The 15,949-nt window shown below is 70.9% G+C and carries 16 protein-coding genes; 8 read left to right on the plus strand and 8 right to left on the minus strand.

Going from position 1 to position 15,949, the window contains the following annotated elements:
- A partial coding sequence (locus VFO68_RS07125) for a HAMP domain-containing protein (protein WP_325157369.1) occupies window positions 1-2,759 on the plus strand: 2,759 nt, incomplete at its 5' end.
- A 3-nt stretch (window positions 2,760-2,762) separates the two neighbouring features.
- Here VFO68_RS07125 and VFO68_RS07130 read toward each other — a convergent pair.
- Window positions 2,763-3,689 carry a sensor histidine kinase gene (locus VFO68_RS07130; RefSeq protein WP_325157370.1) on the minus strand — a complete coding sequence of 309 codons (927 nt, stop codon included), beginning with the start codon at window positions 3,687-3,689 and terminating at the stop codon, window positions 2,763-2,765.
- A 62-nt stretch (window positions 3,690-3,751) separates the two neighbouring features.
- The gene (locus VFO68_RS07135; protein WP_325157371.1) at window positions 3,752-4,171 is read right to left on the minus strand and encodes a CBS domain-containing protein; all 420 of its coding nucleotides are present in this window, start codon (window positions 4,169-4,171) and stop codon (window positions 3,752-3,754) included.
- 146 nt (window positions 4,172-4,317) lie between these two features.
- Between VFO68_RS07135 and VFO68_RS07140 the strand changes: the two genes are divergently transcribed.
- Window positions 4,318-4,881 (plus strand): hemerythrin domain-containing protein, encoded by a 564-nt coding sequence (locus VFO68_RS07140; RefSeq protein WP_325157372.1) that lies wholly within the window; start codon window positions 4,318-4,320, stop codon window positions 4,879-4,881.
- Here the strand turns inward: VFO68_RS07140 and VFO68_RS07145 are convergent.
- Window positions 4,878-5,723, minus strand: coding sequence for a class I SAM-dependent methyltransferase (locus VFO68_RS07145; protein WP_325157373.1), 846 nt, complete (start codon window positions 5,721-5,723; stop codon window positions 4,878-4,880). The two genes, VFO68_RS07140 and VFO68_RS07145, sit on opposite strands and share 4 nt — an antisense overlap.
- Before the next feature lie 239 nt (window positions 5,724-5,962).
- Between VFO68_RS07145 and VFO68_RS07150 the strand changes: the two genes are divergently transcribed.
- Complete coding sequence (locus VFO68_RS07150; protein ID WP_325157374.1) at window positions 5,963-6,727, plus strand: SDR family oxidoreductase; 765 nt, start codon at window positions 5,963-5,965, stop codon at window positions 6,725-6,727.
- Between the two features lie 52 nt (window positions 6,728-6,779).
- Entirely contained in the window at window positions 6,780-7,904 is a 1,125-nt protein-coding gene (locus tag VFO68_RS07155) for an aromatic ring-hydroxylating dioxygenase subunit alpha (protein WP_325157375.1), read from the plus strand.
- Here the strand turns inward: VFO68_RS07155 and VFO68_RS07160 are convergent.
- From VFO68_RS07160 to VFO68_RS07175, 4 genes are all read right to left on the minus strand, one after another.
- Window positions 7,901-8,356, minus strand: a complete 456-nt coding sequence (locus VFO68_RS07160) for a hypothetical protein (RefSeq protein ID WP_325157376.1) — start codon at window positions 8,354-8,356, stop codon at window positions 7,901-7,903. The two genes, VFO68_RS07155 and VFO68_RS07160, sit on opposite strands and share 4 nt — an antisense overlap.
- Window positions 8,357-8,424: 68 nt before the next feature.
- Window positions 8,425-8,811, minus strand: a complete 387-nt coding sequence (locus tag VFO68_RS07165; protein WP_325157377.1) for a DUF6285 domain-containing protein — start codon at window positions 8,809-8,811, stop codon at window positions 8,425-8,427.
- A gap of 11 nt (window positions 8,812-8,822) precedes the next feature.
- The gene (locus tag VFO68_RS07170) at window positions 8,823-9,767 is read right to left on the minus strand and encodes a phosphotransferase family protein (protein ID WP_325157378.1); all 945 of its coding nucleotides are present in this window, start codon (window positions 9,765-9,767) and stop codon (window positions 8,823-8,825) included.
- 67 nt (window positions 9,768-9,834) lie between these two features.
- Entirely contained in the window at window positions 9,835-10,443 is a 609-nt protein-coding gene (locus tag VFO68_RS07175; protein ID WP_325157379.1) for a DsbA family protein, read from the minus strand.
- A gap of 175 nt (window positions 10,444-10,618) precedes the next feature.
- Here VFO68_RS07175 and VFO68_RS07180 point away from each other — a divergent pair, with 175 nt between their 5' ends.
- Genes VFO68_RS07180 through VFO68_RS07190 form a run of 3 tightly spaced genes read left to right on the plus strand, consistent with a single transcriptional unit; the run spans window position 10,619 to window position 13,651 of the window.
- The gene (locus VFO68_RS07180; protein ID WP_325157380.1) at window positions 10,619-11,083 is read left to right on the plus strand and encodes a MarR family winged helix-turn-helix transcriptional regulator; all 465 of its coding nucleotides are present in this window, start codon (window positions 10,619-10,621) and stop codon (window positions 11,081-11,083) included.
- Window positions 11,080-12,615 (plus strand): DHA2 family efflux MFS transporter permease subunit, encoded by a 1,536-nt coding sequence (locus tag VFO68_RS07185; RefSeq protein ID WP_325157381.1) that lies wholly within the window; start codon window positions 11,080-11,082, stop codon window positions 12,613-12,615. The genes VFO68_RS07180 and VFO68_RS07185 overlap by 4 nt, the downstream gene beginning before the upstream one ends.
- Before the next feature lie 37 nt (window positions 12,616-12,652).
- Complete coding sequence (locus tag VFO68_RS07190) at window positions 12,653-13,651, plus strand: NADPH:quinone reductase (protein ID WP_325157382.1); 999 nt, start codon at window positions 12,653-12,655, stop codon at window positions 13,649-13,651.
- Here the strand turns inward: VFO68_RS07190 and VFO68_RS07195 are convergent.
- Window positions 13,632-15,062, minus strand: coding sequence for an MFS transporter (locus VFO68_RS07195; protein ID WP_325157383.1), 1,431 nt, complete (start codon window positions 15,060-15,062; stop codon window positions 13,632-13,634). The genes VFO68_RS07190 and VFO68_RS07195 overlap by 20 nt on opposite strands.
- A 175-nt stretch (window positions 15,063-15,237) precedes the next feature.
- Between VFO68_RS07195 and VFO68_RS07200 the strand changes: the two genes are divergently transcribed.
- Window positions 15,238-15,949: helix-turn-helix transcriptional regulator (locus VFO68_RS07200; protein ID WP_325157384.1), on the plus strand; the 712-nt coding region annotated here is incomplete at its 3' end.

Here is a 15,949-nt window from a genome sequence, read left to right on the forward strand (position 1 = left end):
ACGAGGTCACCCGGGTGGCCCGCGAGGTCGGCACCGACGGCAAGCTGGGCGGCCAGGCCCGGGTGCGCGGGGTGGGCGGCACCTGGAAGGACCTGACCGACAACGTCAACGTGATGGCCGAGAACCTCACCGGCCAGGTGCGCAGCATCGCCGCGGTGGCCAACGCGGTGGCCTCCGGCGACCTCTCCAAGAAGATCACCGTCGACGCCAAGGGCGAGGTCGCGGCGCTGGCCGACACGTTCAACGGCATGGTCGACACGCTGCGGGCCTTCGCCGACGAGGTCACCCGGGTGGCCCGCGAGGTCGGCACCGAGGGCATCCTCGGCGGCCAGGCGCACGTCCGCAACGTGGCCGGCATCTGGAAGGACCTGACCGACAACGTCAACTCGATGGCGTTCAACCTGACCAGCCAGGTGCGCAACATCGCCCAGGTGACCACCGCGGTCGCCTCCGGCGACCTGTCCAAGAAGATCGACGTGGATGCCCGGGGCGAGATCCTGGAGCTGAAGAACACCCTGAACACCATGGTGGACCAGCTCTCCGCGTTCGCCGACGAGGTCACCCGGGTGGCCCGCGAGGTCGGCACCGAGGGCAAGCTGGGCGGCCAGGCCCGGGTCCGCGGTGTGGCCGGCACCTGGCAGGACCTGACCGAGAGCGTGAACCAGCTCGCCGGCAACCTGACCACCCAGGTCCGCGCGATCGCCGCGGTGGCGACCGCGGTGACCGCAGGCGACCTGACCCGGCAGATCACCGTGGACGCCTCCGGCGAGGTCGCCGAGCTGAAGGACAACATCAACCGGATGATCGGCAACCTCAAGGAGACCACCCGGACCAACCAGGAACAGGACTGGCTCAAGACCAACCTGGCCCGGATCTCCGGGCTGATGCAGGGTCACCGCGACTTGGGCACCGTCTCGATGCTGATCCTGTCCGAGCTCGCGCCGCTGGTGAACGCCCAGCACGGGGCGTTCTTCCTGAGCCGGACCGGAGCGGACGGGCAGAGCTCGCTGGAGCAGACCGCCGCCTACGGCCGGGTCAACGCGGTTCCGCCGCGGTTCGCGCTCGGCGAGTCGCTGGTCGGGCAGGCGGCGCTGGACAAGCGGACGATCCTGATCAGCGAAGCGCCGCCGGACTACGTGAAGGTGGCATCCGGACTGGGTTCCACCCGTCCGGTCAACGTGATCGTGCTGCCGCTGATGTTCGAGGGCCAGGCGCTCGGCGTGATCGAACTGTCCACAGTGAACAAGTTCACCGCGGTGCACCAGGATCTGTTGGAACAGCTCAGGGAGCCGATCGGCATCGGCGTGAACACCATCCTGGCCAACGAGCGGACCGAGGCGCTGCTCGGCGAGTCGCAGCGGCTGGCCCAGGAGTTGCAGGCGCAGCAACAGGAACTGCAGCGGTCCAACACCGAGCTGGCCGAGAAGGCCGCGCTGCTGGCCCGGCAGAACAGCGACATCGAGGTGAAGAACTTCGAGATCGAGCAGGCCCGGCAGGAGTTGGAGGAACGGGCGCAGCAACTGGCGATCGCCTCGAAGTACAAGTCGGAGTTCATGGCGAACATGTCGCACGAGCTGCGCACCCCGTTGAACAGCGCGCTGGTGCTGGCCAAGGTGCTGGCCGAGAACGCCGAGCGCAACCTGACCGGCCGGCAGGTCGAGTACGCCAGCACGATCTACTCGGCCGGCAGCGACCTGCTCCAGCTGATCAACGACATCCTGGACCTGGCCAAGGTGGAGGCCGGCCACCTGGAGCCGCATCCGACCGACGTGTCGGTGCCGGTGCTGGTGGACTACGTCGAGGCCATGTGCCGGCCGCTGACGACGGACAAGGGCCTGAACTTCGAGGTGGCCGTGGACCCGGACATCCGCCCGGTGCTGCACACCGACGAGCAGCGGCTGCAACAGATCCTGCGCAACCTGCTGTCCAACGCGGTGAAGTTCACGCACAGCGGCACGGTTCGGCTGCACATCCGGATGGCCGGGCCGAACGAGGTGCGCACCCCGGCGCTGCGCGACGAGCCGTCGGTGTTCGCCTTCGCGGTGAGCGACACCGGGGTCGGCATCGCGGAGGACAAGCTCGAGGTGATCTTCGACGCGTTCCGGCAGGCGGACGGCACCACCAACCGGGCTTACGGCGGCACGGGTCTGGGGCTGTCGATCAGCCGGGACCTGACCCAGCTGCTGGGCGGCGAGTTGACCGTGCGCAGCGAGCCGGGCCGGGGCAGCACGTTCACGCTCTATCTCCCGGCGACCGTGCAGGTGCCGGCGGCCGGCATGCCGACGCTGCCGTTCAACGCCCAGCCGGTGGAGTTGGCGGCGCTGGCCGAGCCCCCGGCTCCGGTGCCGGCGCACCGGTTCCGCGGCGTGCAGGTGCTGATCGTGGACGACGACCCGCGCAACGTGTTCGCCCTGACGGCGGTGCTCGAGCAGCGCGGGTTCGACGTGCTCTCGGCCGACACCGGGGTGTCCGGGATCCGGGTGCTCGAGCAGCACCCGGAGATCGCGCTGGTGCTGATGGACGTGATGATGCCCGAACTGGACGGCAACGCGACCATCGCGGCGATCCGGAACATGAGCCAGCACGCCGATCTGCCGATCATCGCGGTGACCGCGAAGGCGATGCCGGAGGACCGCCAGCGCACGCTGGCGGCCGGCGCGAACGACTACGTGACCAAGCCGGTGGACTCGGAGCGACTGTTGGAGCTGATGGCGGCGCACCTGGAGGAGGACATCACGCTGCCGCTGCAGCCCAGGTAAGCCCTACGAGACGTGTAACCGGATCACGCCGGGGGCGAACTCCACCAGGTCGGACAGATGGTGGATCATCCACAGACCACGGCCGTTGGCGGCGCCGGGGGCCGGGCGGCGCCGGCCGACCAGCGGGTCGGCCAGCCGTCCGGTATCGCGCACCTGGGCCACCACGCCACCACCCGGGGCCCGCCACAGCGTCAGCGAACCGCGGCCGCCGCCGTGCCGGACCGAGTTGGCCACCGCCTCGCCCACCGCGAGCTTGAGGTCGAATGAGCGGTCCTCGGACAACCCGGCGGCCTGCCCGAACTCCAGCGCCCAGGCCCGCACGGCGATCAGGTTGGCGGGGTCGAACTCCCGGCATTCGGCGTCCGCGCCGGCCGCATCGGCGGCGTCGCAACCGGTGGCGACGATCATCGGGTCGTCGTAGGCGGGGCTCGGCTTCTCCTCGCCGTCGCGCCACAGCACCGGATGGGTGCGGGCCGCGTCGGCGATCACCTCCGGCGACAGGCCGCTGACGTCGTACGGGCACAGGATGGTGACGGGCACGTCGGCGAACGCGAGGTTGATCAGCGCTTCGTGCCGGGTCGCCTCGCGGATCTCGGCCGGGGTCCGGGAGGCCCAGATCGGTTCGCCGACCAGCCAGGCCCGTCCCGAACCGCGGCGCCCGGCGAAGTCGGTCAGTGCGGTCATGATCCGGCCGGGGTTGCGGCCGGCCTCGGCCATGTCCACCAGGTGCGCCCGGTCTCCGTCCGCACCCAGGTGGTCACGCAGCGGAGCGAGCCGGTCCGGCGGCACGGCGGCGAAGACGGGCTCACCGGCAGCCAGGCCGGCCCGTAGGAAGCCGCCCACACCATCGAGATAGTCGTCGAGACCCCGATAGAACAGCGCCGGATGTGTGAACTCGGCGCTGCCGAGGGCCTCCGTGACCCCAGCCATGCATCACCACCCCGCGTAACCATACCGCGCGGCCGAGCCGGACCGGGGCGCTCGGCCGCCCGTCACTCGGCGGAGACAGCCTCGAGCAGGTCGCCCACCTGGCCGTCCGGCAGCGTCCTCGCCACGTCGGCCTGGGCGACGATACCGACCAGCCGGTGGTCGCTGTCGAGCACCGGCACCCGCCGGATCTGGTGCTGCTTCATCGTGCGGATGACCTGCTCGACGTCGTCGTCGGCCCGCACCGTGACCAGGTCCTCGTGCGGCACCTCGCCGGCGTGCATGGCCCGCGGGTCCTTCCCGGCGGCGAGCACCTTCACCACGATGTCGCGGTCGGTCAGCATTCCCTTGATCTTGTTGTCCTCACCGCACACGGGCAGCGCGCCGACCGACTCCTCGGCCATGACGCGCGCCGCGTCCAGCACGGTTTCGCTGGTCCGCACGCACCTCGGATTGGGCGTCATGATGTCCCGAGCGGTGCTCATGGTCTCTCAACTCCCGCGTCGTTTCTCCTGTTCATGGTCGCCTGACAGGTACCCGGTGGGGTGTGCGGACAAACCCGGGATTCCTCCGGCCGAAACCGGGGTACCCGATTTTCACGAAGCCGCAGTAGGCAATGGGAGGTAACAACATGACGGCCACCGATCGGTCCGACCTGATCGATGTGATCATCGCCGACCATCGGGAGTTCGAGAAGGTGTTCACCGAGCTGGAGGCCCGCTCCGGTTCGGCGCAGCACCGGCGGGACCTGCTCGACCACGTGATCGCCGAGCTGGTGCGGCATTCGGTCGCCGAGGAGATGTTCATGTACCCGGCGGCGCGCAAGGCGCTGCCGAACGGCGACGAGGTCGTCGACCACGAGCTCGAGGAGCATCACGAGGCCGAAGAGGACATGAAGGCGCTGGAGGATCTTGAGCCGGGCGACCCGCGGTTCGACGAGATGGTGGCGAAGCTGATCAAGGACGTGCGGCACCATCTCGAGGAGGAGGAGTCCAAGCTGCTGCCGAAGATGCGGGAGCTGTGCTCGGCCGAGGAACTGCACAAGCTGGGTGAGAAGGTGGTGGCGGCCAAGAAGATCGCGCCGACCCGACCGCATCCGTCCGCCCCGTCCAAGCCGCCGGCGAACCTCATTCTCGCGCCGGGCGCGGGTCTGATCGACCGGCTGCGCGACGCGCTGAGCGGCCGCAAGGTCTAGGTCACCGGTAGGCGGCGGGCGGCGACGAGGTACGCGGTGCCCATCCAGCGGCCCGCGCCGCGGGTGGCGGTCCGTTCGGGACGGTTCCGCCACCCGCGGAACACCCGCCGGACCAGCCGGTCGAACGGCGGCGGCATCGGCGACAGGTCGAAGTAGACGACGTCGTCCGGGCGCAGTCCGACCGCGCGCATCCGACGGCACAGCCCGCGCCGGGAGAACGCCTCGATGCCGGTGACCGGAGCGCCGTGCCGTTTCCCGGCCGGGACGCCGGCCATTCTTTCCAACCGGCCGAGCAGGCGCAGTCCTGGCCAGAAAACGAACCACTCGAATATCCGGTACAGGCTACGCGGGTTGAGCATCGTTATCACGACCAGGCCACCTGGACGGGTGATTCTGGCCAACTCGTGTAAGCCGCGGTCCGCGTCGGCGTATTCCAGGACCCCGGTCGCGACGGTGGCGTCGAAACTCTCGTCGGGGATCGGGATATCTTCGATGCGGGCCACCAGGAGACGGACGTTGGGCGCCCCGGCGAGCCGCTCGGTGGCCGCCGCGACCATGGCCGGGGAGATGTCGCAGGCGGTGAACTTGAAATCGGCCGCGCGGGTGTCCAGCAGCAGCCGGACCAGCATGCCCGGCCCGCAGCCCACGTCGATGAGGTCGCCGCCCGGGCAGTCCCGCAGCGCCTCGGTCACCACGTGGAAACGGGAGTGGAAGAAGCGCGCGGTGGCTCCCCAGCCGTCGTGCGCCGCGGCGTAACCGGCAGCCGCGGCCGCGCCCTCGTACTGGACGTCGACGGCCTCGGCGCGCGTCGGGCGACCGGTTCGGCCCTGAGACTGGTTCATATCTGTCGATGACAAATCAAGCTCCCCTGTCCGAAGGGCACGACGAGGTGCCGCCCAATGGTGGGTAGCTCCGGCTGCCGGGGCCGTTACCCGAATATGGAAGCCGTCACCCACTTGCGAACCAATTCCCCCAGGCACGCGGATTTCGGACACATCACGAACCAATCTTCGGCGATATACCAATTGGCGCACGGGATGCGGCCGATTGGCCGTTGGAGCGCGCCTGGCAGGCTCATGGAATGAACTATCTGGAGCAACTGTTCTCGCTGCGCGGACGCACCGCGCTGGTCACCGGTGCGCGGACCGGCTTGGGCGCGGCGATCGCGGCCGCCCTGGCCGAGGCGGGGGCCGAGCTGGTGCTGCTGGGCCACGGTGGGGACTTCGCACCGGTCTGCGAACGGATTCAGGCGCTCGGCCGGTCGGCGACCGTGGTCGAGGTGGATCTGCTGGAACCGCGCAGCGTGGCCCCGGCCGCCCAGCGAATCCTGGCCGGGCACCGGATCGACATCCTGGTGAACAACGCCGGGATCATCCGCCGGGCGCCGGCCGCCGAGCACCCACTGGACGATTTTCGCGCCGTCTCGGCGGTGAACGTCGAGTCGCTGTTCGAGTTGACCCGCGCGGTCGCGGCGCCGATGCTGGCGCGGCGGGCCGGGAAGATCGTCAACATCGCGTCGATCCTGAGTTTCCAGGGCGGCACGATGGTGTCCGGCTACACGGCGAGCAAGCACGCGGTGCTGGGACTGACCCGGGCCTGGGCCAGCGAGTGGGCGCCGCGCAACGTTCAGGTCAACGCGATCGCGCCGGGGTACTTCGACACCGACAACACCGCGCCGCTCCGCGCCGACCCGGCCCTGTACCGGCAGACGCTGGACCGCATTCCGGCCGCCCGCTGGGGTGACCCACCGGACCTGGCCGGCGCCGCGGTGTTCCTGGCCAGCGGGGCCTCCGACTACGTCAACGGCCACACCCTGGTGGTCGACGGAGCCCTCCTCACCCGCTGAGCTCCACGTCCACAATGGACTTTCCACCGAATGCGGCGGGTAGAGTCGGGGAATGACCTGGCCGCCCGCGCCGATGGAGCCCGCCGAGGTGGCCCGGTCGCTGCGGCCGTTCGGCGAGTCGACCATGCTGCCGGCGGCCGCGTACACCTCGGCGGAGGTGCTCGGCTGGGAGCGGCGGCAACTCTTCGCCGGGACCTGGGTGTGCGCCGGCCGGGCGGAGGAGTTGCCGGCTCAGCGCGGGATCACGGTGGGCGATGTGCCGGTGCTGCTGGTGCGTAGCGGCGCGGAGGTGAAAGCGTTCGCCAACACCTGCCGGCATCGCGGGCACGAGTTGATCGGCGACGGCGAGTCGGCGGACCGGCCGGTGATCGTGTGCCCGTACCACGGCTGGGTGTACACAGTGGACGGTGCGCTGGCGGGTGCGCCGCGGTTCCGGGACGTGGTGGGGTTCGAGCCGGCGGAGCATGGGCTGGTACCGCTGCCGGCACAGGTGTGGCACGGCTGGGTGTTCGTCAACGCCACCGGCGACGCGGCGCCGTTCGCCACCCACCTCGGGGCGCTCGCCGGCCTGGTGGCGCCCTACGCGCCGGACCGGCTGCGGCTCGCCGACCGGCACGAGTACCAGGTGCGGGCCAACTGGAAGGTGATCGTCGAGAACTACCAGGAGTGCTACCACTGCCCGCACATCCACCCGGAACTGTGCGCGGTCTCGCCGCCGAACAGCGGCGACAACTACGACCTGCCCGGCGCGTGGGTGGGCGGCACCATGGACCTCCGGGACGGAATGACGACCATGTCCCTGGACGGCCGCTCCGGTGGCGTGCCGCTGCCCGGAGTCGACCAACGCCGGGTCCGCTACCTCGCGCTGTTCCCGGATCTCCTGCTGTCGCTGCACCCCGACTACGTGATGACCCACCGCCTGCGGCCGCTGACGCCGGACACCACCCAGGTCGAGTGCTCCTGGTATGTGCCCCCGGAGGTCCAGGACGCCGGCTACGCCGTGGAGTTCTGGGACCGCACCAACCGCCAGGACTGGGCCGCCTGCGAGTCCGTCCAGCGCGGCGTGTCCTCCCCGCACTTCGTGCCCGGTCCCCTGGCGCCCAACGAGGACGCCGTCTACCGGTGGGTCAGCCTGATCGCGCGCGCCTACCAGGGCACCCCACCCTGGCCGCGCTAGGCACGGGTCCAGGTGTGGCAGCCGTTGGTTTCGACGAGCTCGCCGCCGCTGACGGTGATCTGGGTCGGGCGGTCGGTCTTGCCGTAGTCGGTGACGCTCGACCGGTCGGCCTTGCGCACCGACCAGTAGCAGCCCCCGGGGTTGCTGCCGTTGGGACCGGCGGTGCGGTACTCGCCCGCGGTGATGTTGAGGCCCACGAGGTGCGTGCCGTCGCCGAACTGGGAGGCCGGGCCCGCCGGTGGCGCCGGGGCGGCCGTGATGGTGACGACGCTTTGCCTGGTGACGGTTTCGGTGACCGTCCGGGTGGTGGCCTGGGGCGAGCCCGTGGGGGCCGGGTCGCCGGCTCCGATGCCCGTGCTGACGAACGCCGCGGCCGTCGCGACCGCGAGCCCGGCGGCGACGAGCGCCGCCACGGGCCAGAACCGGCGCCAACCTAACTCCGGAGCGGACATCGACCCTCCTCGCGCGGCGTCCCTCGCAACGCCGCCCGTGAGGTTAGCCCCCGCCGGATGGCGGGTCACTAGCGGTCGGGCCAGCGGGTGGCGGCTTCGGCGACCGAGGGGTAGCCGGGGTTGTCGATGGTGATGCGGGACAGCACGCTGCGGATGAGGTGGTCGCGAAGCGCGGAGTCCGCAATGGACAGTGTGCCGGCGCGGATCTGGGCGGCCAGCAACGTGTTGAGGGTGGGGAGGTCGGCGTCGGTGTTGGTGAGCGAGCGCAGCCGGGTGAGCTCGGCTTCGGCGACGGCCGGGCCGGCGGTCAGCTCCCGCTGCACGATGCGCAGGGCGTTCGTGGCGACCTTGGCGTGGAAGGCGAGCCGGCCGTCGAGGGCGGGGCGCACCTCACGCTCCAGGAAGTCGGCCACGGCGGCGACCAGTTCGGCGGCGGTCGGGCGTTCATGCAGCATGGCGGCGTCCTTCATGACATCAGCAGCAGTAGGTCCAGTTCGGCCTCGGTGACCCGCCGGCCGATCGTCGCGCGCTCGACCGACGGCAGGTCGCCACGCAGGTGCGCGAACGCCTGCAACTGGCAGATGATTCCCCACTTGAGCGCCCCGAACACCTCCCAGAAGCGCACCCGGCTCTCGTCCACCGGTCGGCCGCCGGCGCGCTCGTAGGCGCCGTAGAAGTCCGCGCGGGACCCGAACCCGCCGACCTCCCCGGGCCCGCCGAACCGCCAGGCCCGGGTGCACAACCAGCCGATGTCCTCGGTCGGGTCGCCGAGGTGGGCCAACTCCCAGTCCAGGACCGCGACCAGCCCGTCCTCGCCCACCAGGAAGTTCCCGGTGCGGAAGTCGCCGTGCACCAGGCGAAGCGGCGCCGGGGGCGGCATCCGCTCGCGCAGCCAGCGGAAGCCCACCTCGAACGTGGGCACCGGCGCCTCGACCGAGCGGTGCAGCGCCTCCAGAAACGTCAACTGCTCCTGCGCCGGCAGTTGGGGCAGAGCCGGCAGCGCGTCCAGCGGCACCTGGTGGATCCGGGCCAGCGCGGCGGCGCAGTCCGCGGTGAGCCGGACCCGCGCGCCGGCGTAGACGCTGTCCCGCAAGAGTTTGCGCGGGATGGTCTCGCCGGGCAGCCGGCGCATCACGTAACCGGTGCCCAGCGACTCGTCGTCGGCGAAGATCGCCAGAACCGGGGCGGTGGGCACCGCCGCCCGGGCCGCCGCGCGCTGTACCAGCGGTTCCAGCCGGGGGTCGATGCCGAAGCTCATATCGCCGCGGCGCACGCCCCGGCGCAGGATCAGCGCGTGCGCGATGCCGGCGCCGTCGGTGATGTCGACCGACCAGATGTCCGCCGACGCCCCGCCGGACAGCGGCTCCAGGGCCTCGACGGTGACCGGGTCCGGTACGGCCGTCGCCAGCACTCTGGCAACCGCCTCGGGCGCACATCCCATGGGGCACAAAATAGTGCCCCACGCCACACCGGGCCGGTCAGGAGAAGTCGAAATCCCCGGTACGGGTGCGCTTGAGCTCGAAGAACCGCGGGTAGGCGGCCAGGGTGCGGGCGGCGTCGAACAGTTCGGCGGCCTGCGGTCCACGTGGGATGGACATCAGCACCGGCCCGAAGAAGGCCACCCCGTCGATGTGGATCGTGGGGGTGCCGACCTCCTCGCCGACCGGGTCCATGCCCTCGTGGTGGCTCTTGCGCAGCGCGTCGTCGTAGTCGGTGCTGGTGGCCGCGGCGGCGAGTTCGGCGGGTAGGCCGACCTCGGCCAGTGCCTCGGCGATCACCGCCGGGTAGTCGTCGTTGCCCCCGTTGTGAATGCGGGTGCCCAACGCGGTGTAGAGGTCGCGCAGCACCGCCTCGCCGTGCTGCTGCGCGGCCGCGACGCACACCCGGACCGGGCCCCAGGCGTTGTCGCAGAACGTGCGGTACCAGTCGTCGAGTTCGCGGTGCTCGTTGAGCACGGAGAGGCTCATCACGCGGAACCGCAGGTCGAGGTCGCGCTGCCGGTCGACCTCGAGCATCCACCTGGAGGTGATCCAGGCGAACGGGCAGGCGGGGTCGAAGTAGAAGTCGACCTTGGGGCGCTGGGCCATGGGTGAGCCTCCGCAGTAATCGAGTAGAGCCGCATTATGGCCGGGCCGTATGGTGCCGTCATGTGGGTTGACCGGCTGTCCGCTTAGGACCAGAGCCTGTGCCGATGATCACACGGTAATTCAACGCCGGTTCATTTGCGCCGCTGATATAGTTGCGTGCGTGCAAAGATCTTGCGTGTCGATCGACCGGCTCGTCCCGGTGCTGGTCGGCTTCTGCACTCGGCTGACCAAGATCGCCGAGGCGCGCCGGATCGTCTTCGCATCCGGCTTGGATCTGTCGTTCTCCCAGCTCTGCACCCTGTTCATCCTGGATACCAGTGATCATGAGCCGTCGTTGCACGAACTGGCCGACCAGCTTGGCCTGTCCGTCGCGGCCGCCGGCCGGGCGGTGGACGCCATGGTCCGGGAGGGCCTGCTGGCCCGCCGCGAGGACGAGCACGACCGCCGGGTGAAGCGGATCAGCCTGGCCGGACCCGGCGAGCAACTGCTGCTGCGCCTGACCGAAGCACACACCGAGGGACTGCGCGCGTTCGCCGAACGACTCACCGAACGCGAACGGCAGAGCCTGCACGACGCGCTGGCGCCGATCCTGGCCCAGCCGGAACTACAACACCCCAACACAGCAAAGGAGTCGCGATGAGTACGGGGGGACAGACGACGGTGCCGGAGGCATCGTCCGGAGCGGGGCTCGATCGCAAGCTCCTCGCAGTGGGCGCCGTGGTGGTGCTCGGTGCGATCATGTCGATCCTCGACATCACCGTGGTGAACGTCGCCATCAGCAAGCTCTCGGCGGAGTTCGAGACCTCGCTGGAGACGATCCAGTGGATCGCCACCGGCTACACGCTGGCGCTGGCCACGGTCATCCCGCTGGCCGGATGGGCGTCCAACCGGTTCGGCACCAAACGGCTCTACCTGACCGCGATCACGCTGTTCCTGGCCGGCTCGGCCATGGCCGGCATGGCCTGGTCGGTCGAGTCGCTGATCGGCTTCCGGGTGCTGCAGGGCCTCGGCGGCGGCATGATCATGCCGGCCGGCATGATCATCCTGACCCAGGCCGCCGGACCGCAGCGGATCGGCCGGGTGATGAGCGTGCTCGGCGTGCCGATGCTGCTCGGCCCGATCTTCGGACCGATCCTGGGCGGCTGGCTGGTCGACGACGTGTCCTGGCGCTGGATCTTCTTCATCAACGTGCCGGTCGGCATCCTCGCGCTGGTCGCCGGCCTGCGGATCCTGCCGAAGGACAACCCGCAGCCGACCCAGAAGCTGGACCTGCTCGGCCTGCTGCTGCTCTCCCCCGGTCTGGCCGCGCTGATCTACGGCCTGGCCCAGGTGCCCAAGGCGGGCGGCTTCAAGGGCGCCGAGGTGCTCGTCCCGGCCATCGCCGGCGCGGTCCTGATCGCCGGGTTCATCGTGCGGGCCACCCGCACCAGCCACCCGCTGATCGACCTGAAGCTGTTCCGGAACCGCACGTTCACGGTCTCGTCGATCGCCATGGTGCTCTTCGCCATCGCGTTCTTCGGCGCCATGCTGATGTTCCCGCTGTACTACCAGACGGTGCGCGGGGAGACCGCGCTGGCCGCCGGGCTGCTGCTGGCCCCGCAGGGCATCGGCGCGATGCTGACCATGCCGATCGGCGGCATCGTCGCCGACCGGTTCGGCCCGGCCCGGATCGCCCAGGCGGGCATCATCGTGATCGTGGCGGGAATGGCGGTGTTCACCCAGGTGGGCGCGGACACGTCCTACTGGCTGCTCGGCGGCGCGCTGTTCGTCATGGGGATGGGCATGGGCATGACCATGATGCCGATGATGACCGGGGCCCTGCGCACCATCACCAAGGCCGACGTGCCCGGCGCGTCCACCTCGCTGAACATCATCCAGCAGATCGGTGGCTCGATCGGCACCGCGCTCATGGCGGTGGTGCTGAGCAACGAACTGGCCGAGCGGCTGCCCACCGGGGGCGAGCGCGGCGGGCTCGGCGCGGCCCAGGCCGTGCCGCCGGAGCTGCGTGAGCAGGTCAACCCGCTGATCGCCGACGCGTTCGGGTCGACGTTCTTCTGGTCCATGGTGCTGCTCGCGGTGGCGTTCATCCCGGCGCTGTTCCTGCCGCGCGGCAAGGCTCCGGTCGACCCGGAGGCGGCCGACGAGGAGCACACCCCGATGCTGGTCGGCTGATCGCCGCACAAGCCGCCCCGTGCGACATGATCTCCCCATGAGAGCGATCGTGTACGCGCGGGGCGGTTTCGCGTCCGCGGACCTGCCGGTGCCCGAGCCCGGCCCCGGCGAGGTGCGGGTCCGGATCACGGTGTCCGGGGTGAACCCCACCGACTGGAAGGCCCGCGAGCGCGCCGCGGAACCGGACGGCCGCACCGTCCCCAACCAGGACGGCGCCGGGGTGGTGGACGCGGTGGGACCGGACACCACCCTCGCCGCCGGGACCCGGGTATGGGTGTGGGAGGCCGCCTGGCAGCGGCCGGACGGCACCGCGCAGGAGTACGTCGTGGTGCCCGAGCGGCAGGCGGTGCCGTTGCCCGACAACGCCTCCTTCGACCTCGGCGCCAGCGTCGGCATCCCGGCGATGACCGCGCACCGCTGCCTGACCGTCGCCGACGGCGGTCCGGAGCGGCTGGGGCCGGGGGCGCTGGCCGGCCGGACCGTGCTGGTCGCCGGGGGCGCCGGGGCGGTGGGCAACGCCGCCATCCAGCTGGCCCGGTGGTCCGGCGCGACCGTGCTCAGCACGGTCAGCGGCCCGGAGAAGGCCGAACTGGCCAAGGCGGCCGGCGCGCACCACGTGGTCAACTACCGCACCGGCAACCCCGTCGGGGAGATCGAGACGCTCGCCCCGTCCGGCGTGGACATCGTCGTGGAGGTCTCCCCCGCCACCAACGCGGCCCTCGACGCCGCGGTGACCGGTCCGAACGCGACGGTCGCGGTGTATGCCACCGACGGTGGCGACAACCTCGGGCTGCCGGTGTTTCCGTTGATGCTGCACAACATCCGCTACCAGTTCGTGCTGGTGTACACGGTGCCCGAGGCGGCCAAACAGGACGCCGTCGCCGCCGTGTCCGCGGCGATCGAGGCGGGCGCGCTGCGGGCCGGCGCCGATGCCGGCCTGCCGCTGCACCACTTTCCGCTCGACCGCACCGCCGAGGCGCACGCCGCGGTCCGGGCGGGCGCGGTCGGGAAGGTGCTCATCTCCTTGCCAGACTGATCGTTCTGGTCAACGCGATCGCCACCAGCGCGCCGGCGGTGAGCAGGACCGCGAGCCACACCGACGTCACCGCGATGGCGTGCGCCGACGGGCGCGGACCGGGCCGCTCGGCCAGGGTCAGGAACAGGCTGCCGAACGTGGCCACCCCGACCACCTGGCCGAGTTGCACGGTCGTGGTGAGCAGCCCGCTCGCGTCGGCGGCCTCGGCCAGCGGCACCCGGACCAGTGCGTGGATCAGCAGCGGGCTGAACCCGGTGCCCATGCCGGCGGCGAACAGGCACAGGCCGGCCTGCAGCAGCACGCCGCCACCGGTGCCGTCGCGCAGCGTGGCGCCGACGATCAGGTAACCGGCGACGGCGATCCCGAAGCCGATCGGGGTGAGCAGATGGTGGACGCCGGCCGGGAACTTCCGCCAGTAGAACCCGAACAGGCCGAACAGGATGCCGGCCGGGGCGAACATGAGCGCCGCGGTCAGCGCCCCGTAACCGAGGCCGCCCTGCAGGTGCAGGGTGAACATGAACAGGAAGCCGCCGTAGGCGCAGGTGCCCGCGGCGAGCGCGGCGAGCCCGGTGCGCAGGCCCGGCGAACGCAGCACGTCCAGGCGCAGCAACGGATCCCCACCCCGGGCGGCGACCCGGCGTTCCACCGCGACGAACGCCAGGGCGAGCGCGAGCCCGGCCGCGACGCTGAGGAACGTCCAGGCCGGCCAGCCGCGCTCGTGGCCGAGCACCAGCGGGAACACCACCAGGAACACCGCGGGGACCGCGATCGCCAGGCCGGCGAGGTCGAGCCGCCGGCTGCCGCGCGGGCCGTCCGCCGCGACCAGCCGGGGCACCAGCAGCGCGAGGACCACGCCGAACGGGACGTTGACCAGGAACACCGGCCGCCAGCCGGCGCCGAACAGGTCGGCGGCGACCAGCAACCCGCCGAAGATCATCCCGGCGATCGCGCCGATCGCGATCACGGCGGAGTACGCGGAAAGCGCGGTGGCCCTGGCCTCGCCCGCGAACCGGAGCTGGATCATGCTGATGATCTGCGGCACCATCAGCGCGGCGCCCGCGCCCTGGACGAACCGGGCGATGATCAGCGTGGCGACGTCCGGGGCGAGGCCGCAGAGCAGTGAGCTCACGGTGAACACGAGCAGGCCGGTCAGGTACATCCGGCGCCGGCCGTAGAGGTCGCCCAGCCGTGCGCCGGTGATCAGCAGCATGGCGTAGCTGACGGTGTAGCCGGCGACGACCAGCTGCAGTGCGGCGCCCGAGGCGCCCAGGTCGGATCTGATGGTCGGCATGGCCACGTTGACGATGGTGACGTCGAGCAGGGCCATGAACTGACCGGCGAGCAGGACGCCCAGCATGAGCCAGCGGCGGTCGGTGTTCGGCGGGCGCGCGGTGATCAGGGTGTCGGTCATGAGCCAACCCTGCGGCCGGGAACAGGGCGTAGGTGAGAGCCGGTTGGTCCTGTTATCGGGAGCACCTGGATAACCGGGCTAGATGCGGGTCCCGGTGGGTGACCCGGGAGACCAACCGGTGTGGCCTGCCGAGCGGCCCATGAGAAATGTCGGACCCTGGGGGAAGGATGGGGGTGTGAGTGTGACGTCTGCGCCTGTTGCGCCGCCGCGGCGGGCCGCGCTCGGGGAGTTCCTCAAGGCGCGGCGGGCCCGGCTGCGGCCGGGGGATGTCGGGCTGCCGCCCGGTTCCCGCCGGCGTACCGCGGGATTACGGCGGGAGGAGGTCGCGCTGCTGGCCGGGGTCGGGGTCACCTGGTACACCTGGCTCGAGCAGGGCCGGTCGATCAACGTCAGCGCGCAGGTGCTCGACGCCGTGGCGCGCACGCTGATGCTCAACACGGTGGAGCGGGAGCATCTCTACCAACTCGCCGAGGCCACGCCGAAGTTCTCCGGCGTCACCACGAGTGTGTCGTCCGCGGTGGCCGAGATGCTGCACGCGCTCGACCCGTTACCGGCGGTGCTGAGCAACGGTCGGTTCGACGTGATCGCCAAGAACGCGGCGTACCAGGATCTGTTCTCGGCGTGGCACACGATGCCGTGCGTGCACCAGAACACGCTGTGGTGCTGTTTCGCCGAGCCCAACCGGCGGGACACGTTCCTCAACTACGAGGACGAGGCGCCGCACATGGTCGCCCGGTTGCGTGCCGAGTACGCCAAGCACATCGGCGACCCCGAGTGGGACCACGACATCGAACTGCTCGCCGCCCACAGCGACGAGTTCGCCACGCTCTGGGCGCGCCACGAGGTGGCCGCCCCCGCCGAACGCCTCCGCCGCTTCATCCACCCGG

The sequence above is a fragment of the Actinophytocola sp. genome, assembly GCF_035712165.1.
Lineage (GTDB): Bacteria > Actinomycetota > Actinomycetes > Mycobacteriales > Pseudonocardiaceae > DASYTH01.

Coding starts and splice junctions, on each gene's coding strand:
- VFO68_RS07185 (WP_325157381.1), top strand. CDS start 11,080: ATGAGTACGGGGGGACAGACGACGGTGCCGGAGGCATCGTCCGGAGCG.
- VFO68_RS07175 (WP_325157379.1), bottom strand. CDS start 10,443: ATGGCCCAGCGCCCCAAGGTCGACTTCTACTTCGACCCCGCCTGCCCG.
- VFO68_RS07165 (WP_325157377.1), bottom strand. CDS start 8,811: ATGCTGCATGAACGCCCGACCGCCGCCGAACTGGTCGCCGCCGTGGCC.
- VFO68_RS07130 (WP_325157370.1), bottom strand. CDS start 3,689: ATGGCTGGGGTCACGGAGGCCCTCGGCAGCGCCGAGTTCACACATCCG.
- VFO68_RS07145 (WP_325157373.1), bottom strand. CDS start 5,723: ATGAACCAGTCTCAGGGCCGAACCGGTCGCCCGACGCGCGCCGAGGCC.
- VFO68_RS07195 (WP_325157383.1), bottom strand. CDS start 15,062: ATGACCGACACCCTGATCACCGCGCGCCCGCCGAACACCGACCGCCGC.
- VFO68_RS07150 (WP_325157374.1), top strand. CDS start 5,963: ATGAACTATCTGGAGCAACTGTTCTCGCTGCGCGGACGCACCGCGCTG.
- VFO68_RS07160 (WP_325157376.1), bottom strand. CDS start 8,356: ATGTCCGCTCCGGAGTTAGGTTGGCGCCGGTTCTGGCCCGTGGCGGCG.
- VFO68_RS07140 (WP_325157372.1), top strand. CDS start 4,318: ATGACGGCCACCGATCGGTCCGACCTGATCGATGTGATCATCGCCGAC.
- VFO68_RS07190 (WP_325157382.1), top strand. CDS start 12,653: ATGAGAGCGATCGTGTACGCGCGGGGCGGTTTCGCGTCCGCGGACCTG.
- VFO68_RS07135 (WP_325157371.1), bottom strand. CDS start 4,171: ATGAGCACCGCTCGGGACATCATGACGCCCAATCCGAGGTGCGTGCGG.
- VFO68_RS07155 (WP_325157375.1), top strand. CDS start 6,780: ATGACCTGGCCGCCCGCGCCGATGGAGCCCGCCGAGGTGGCCCGGTCG.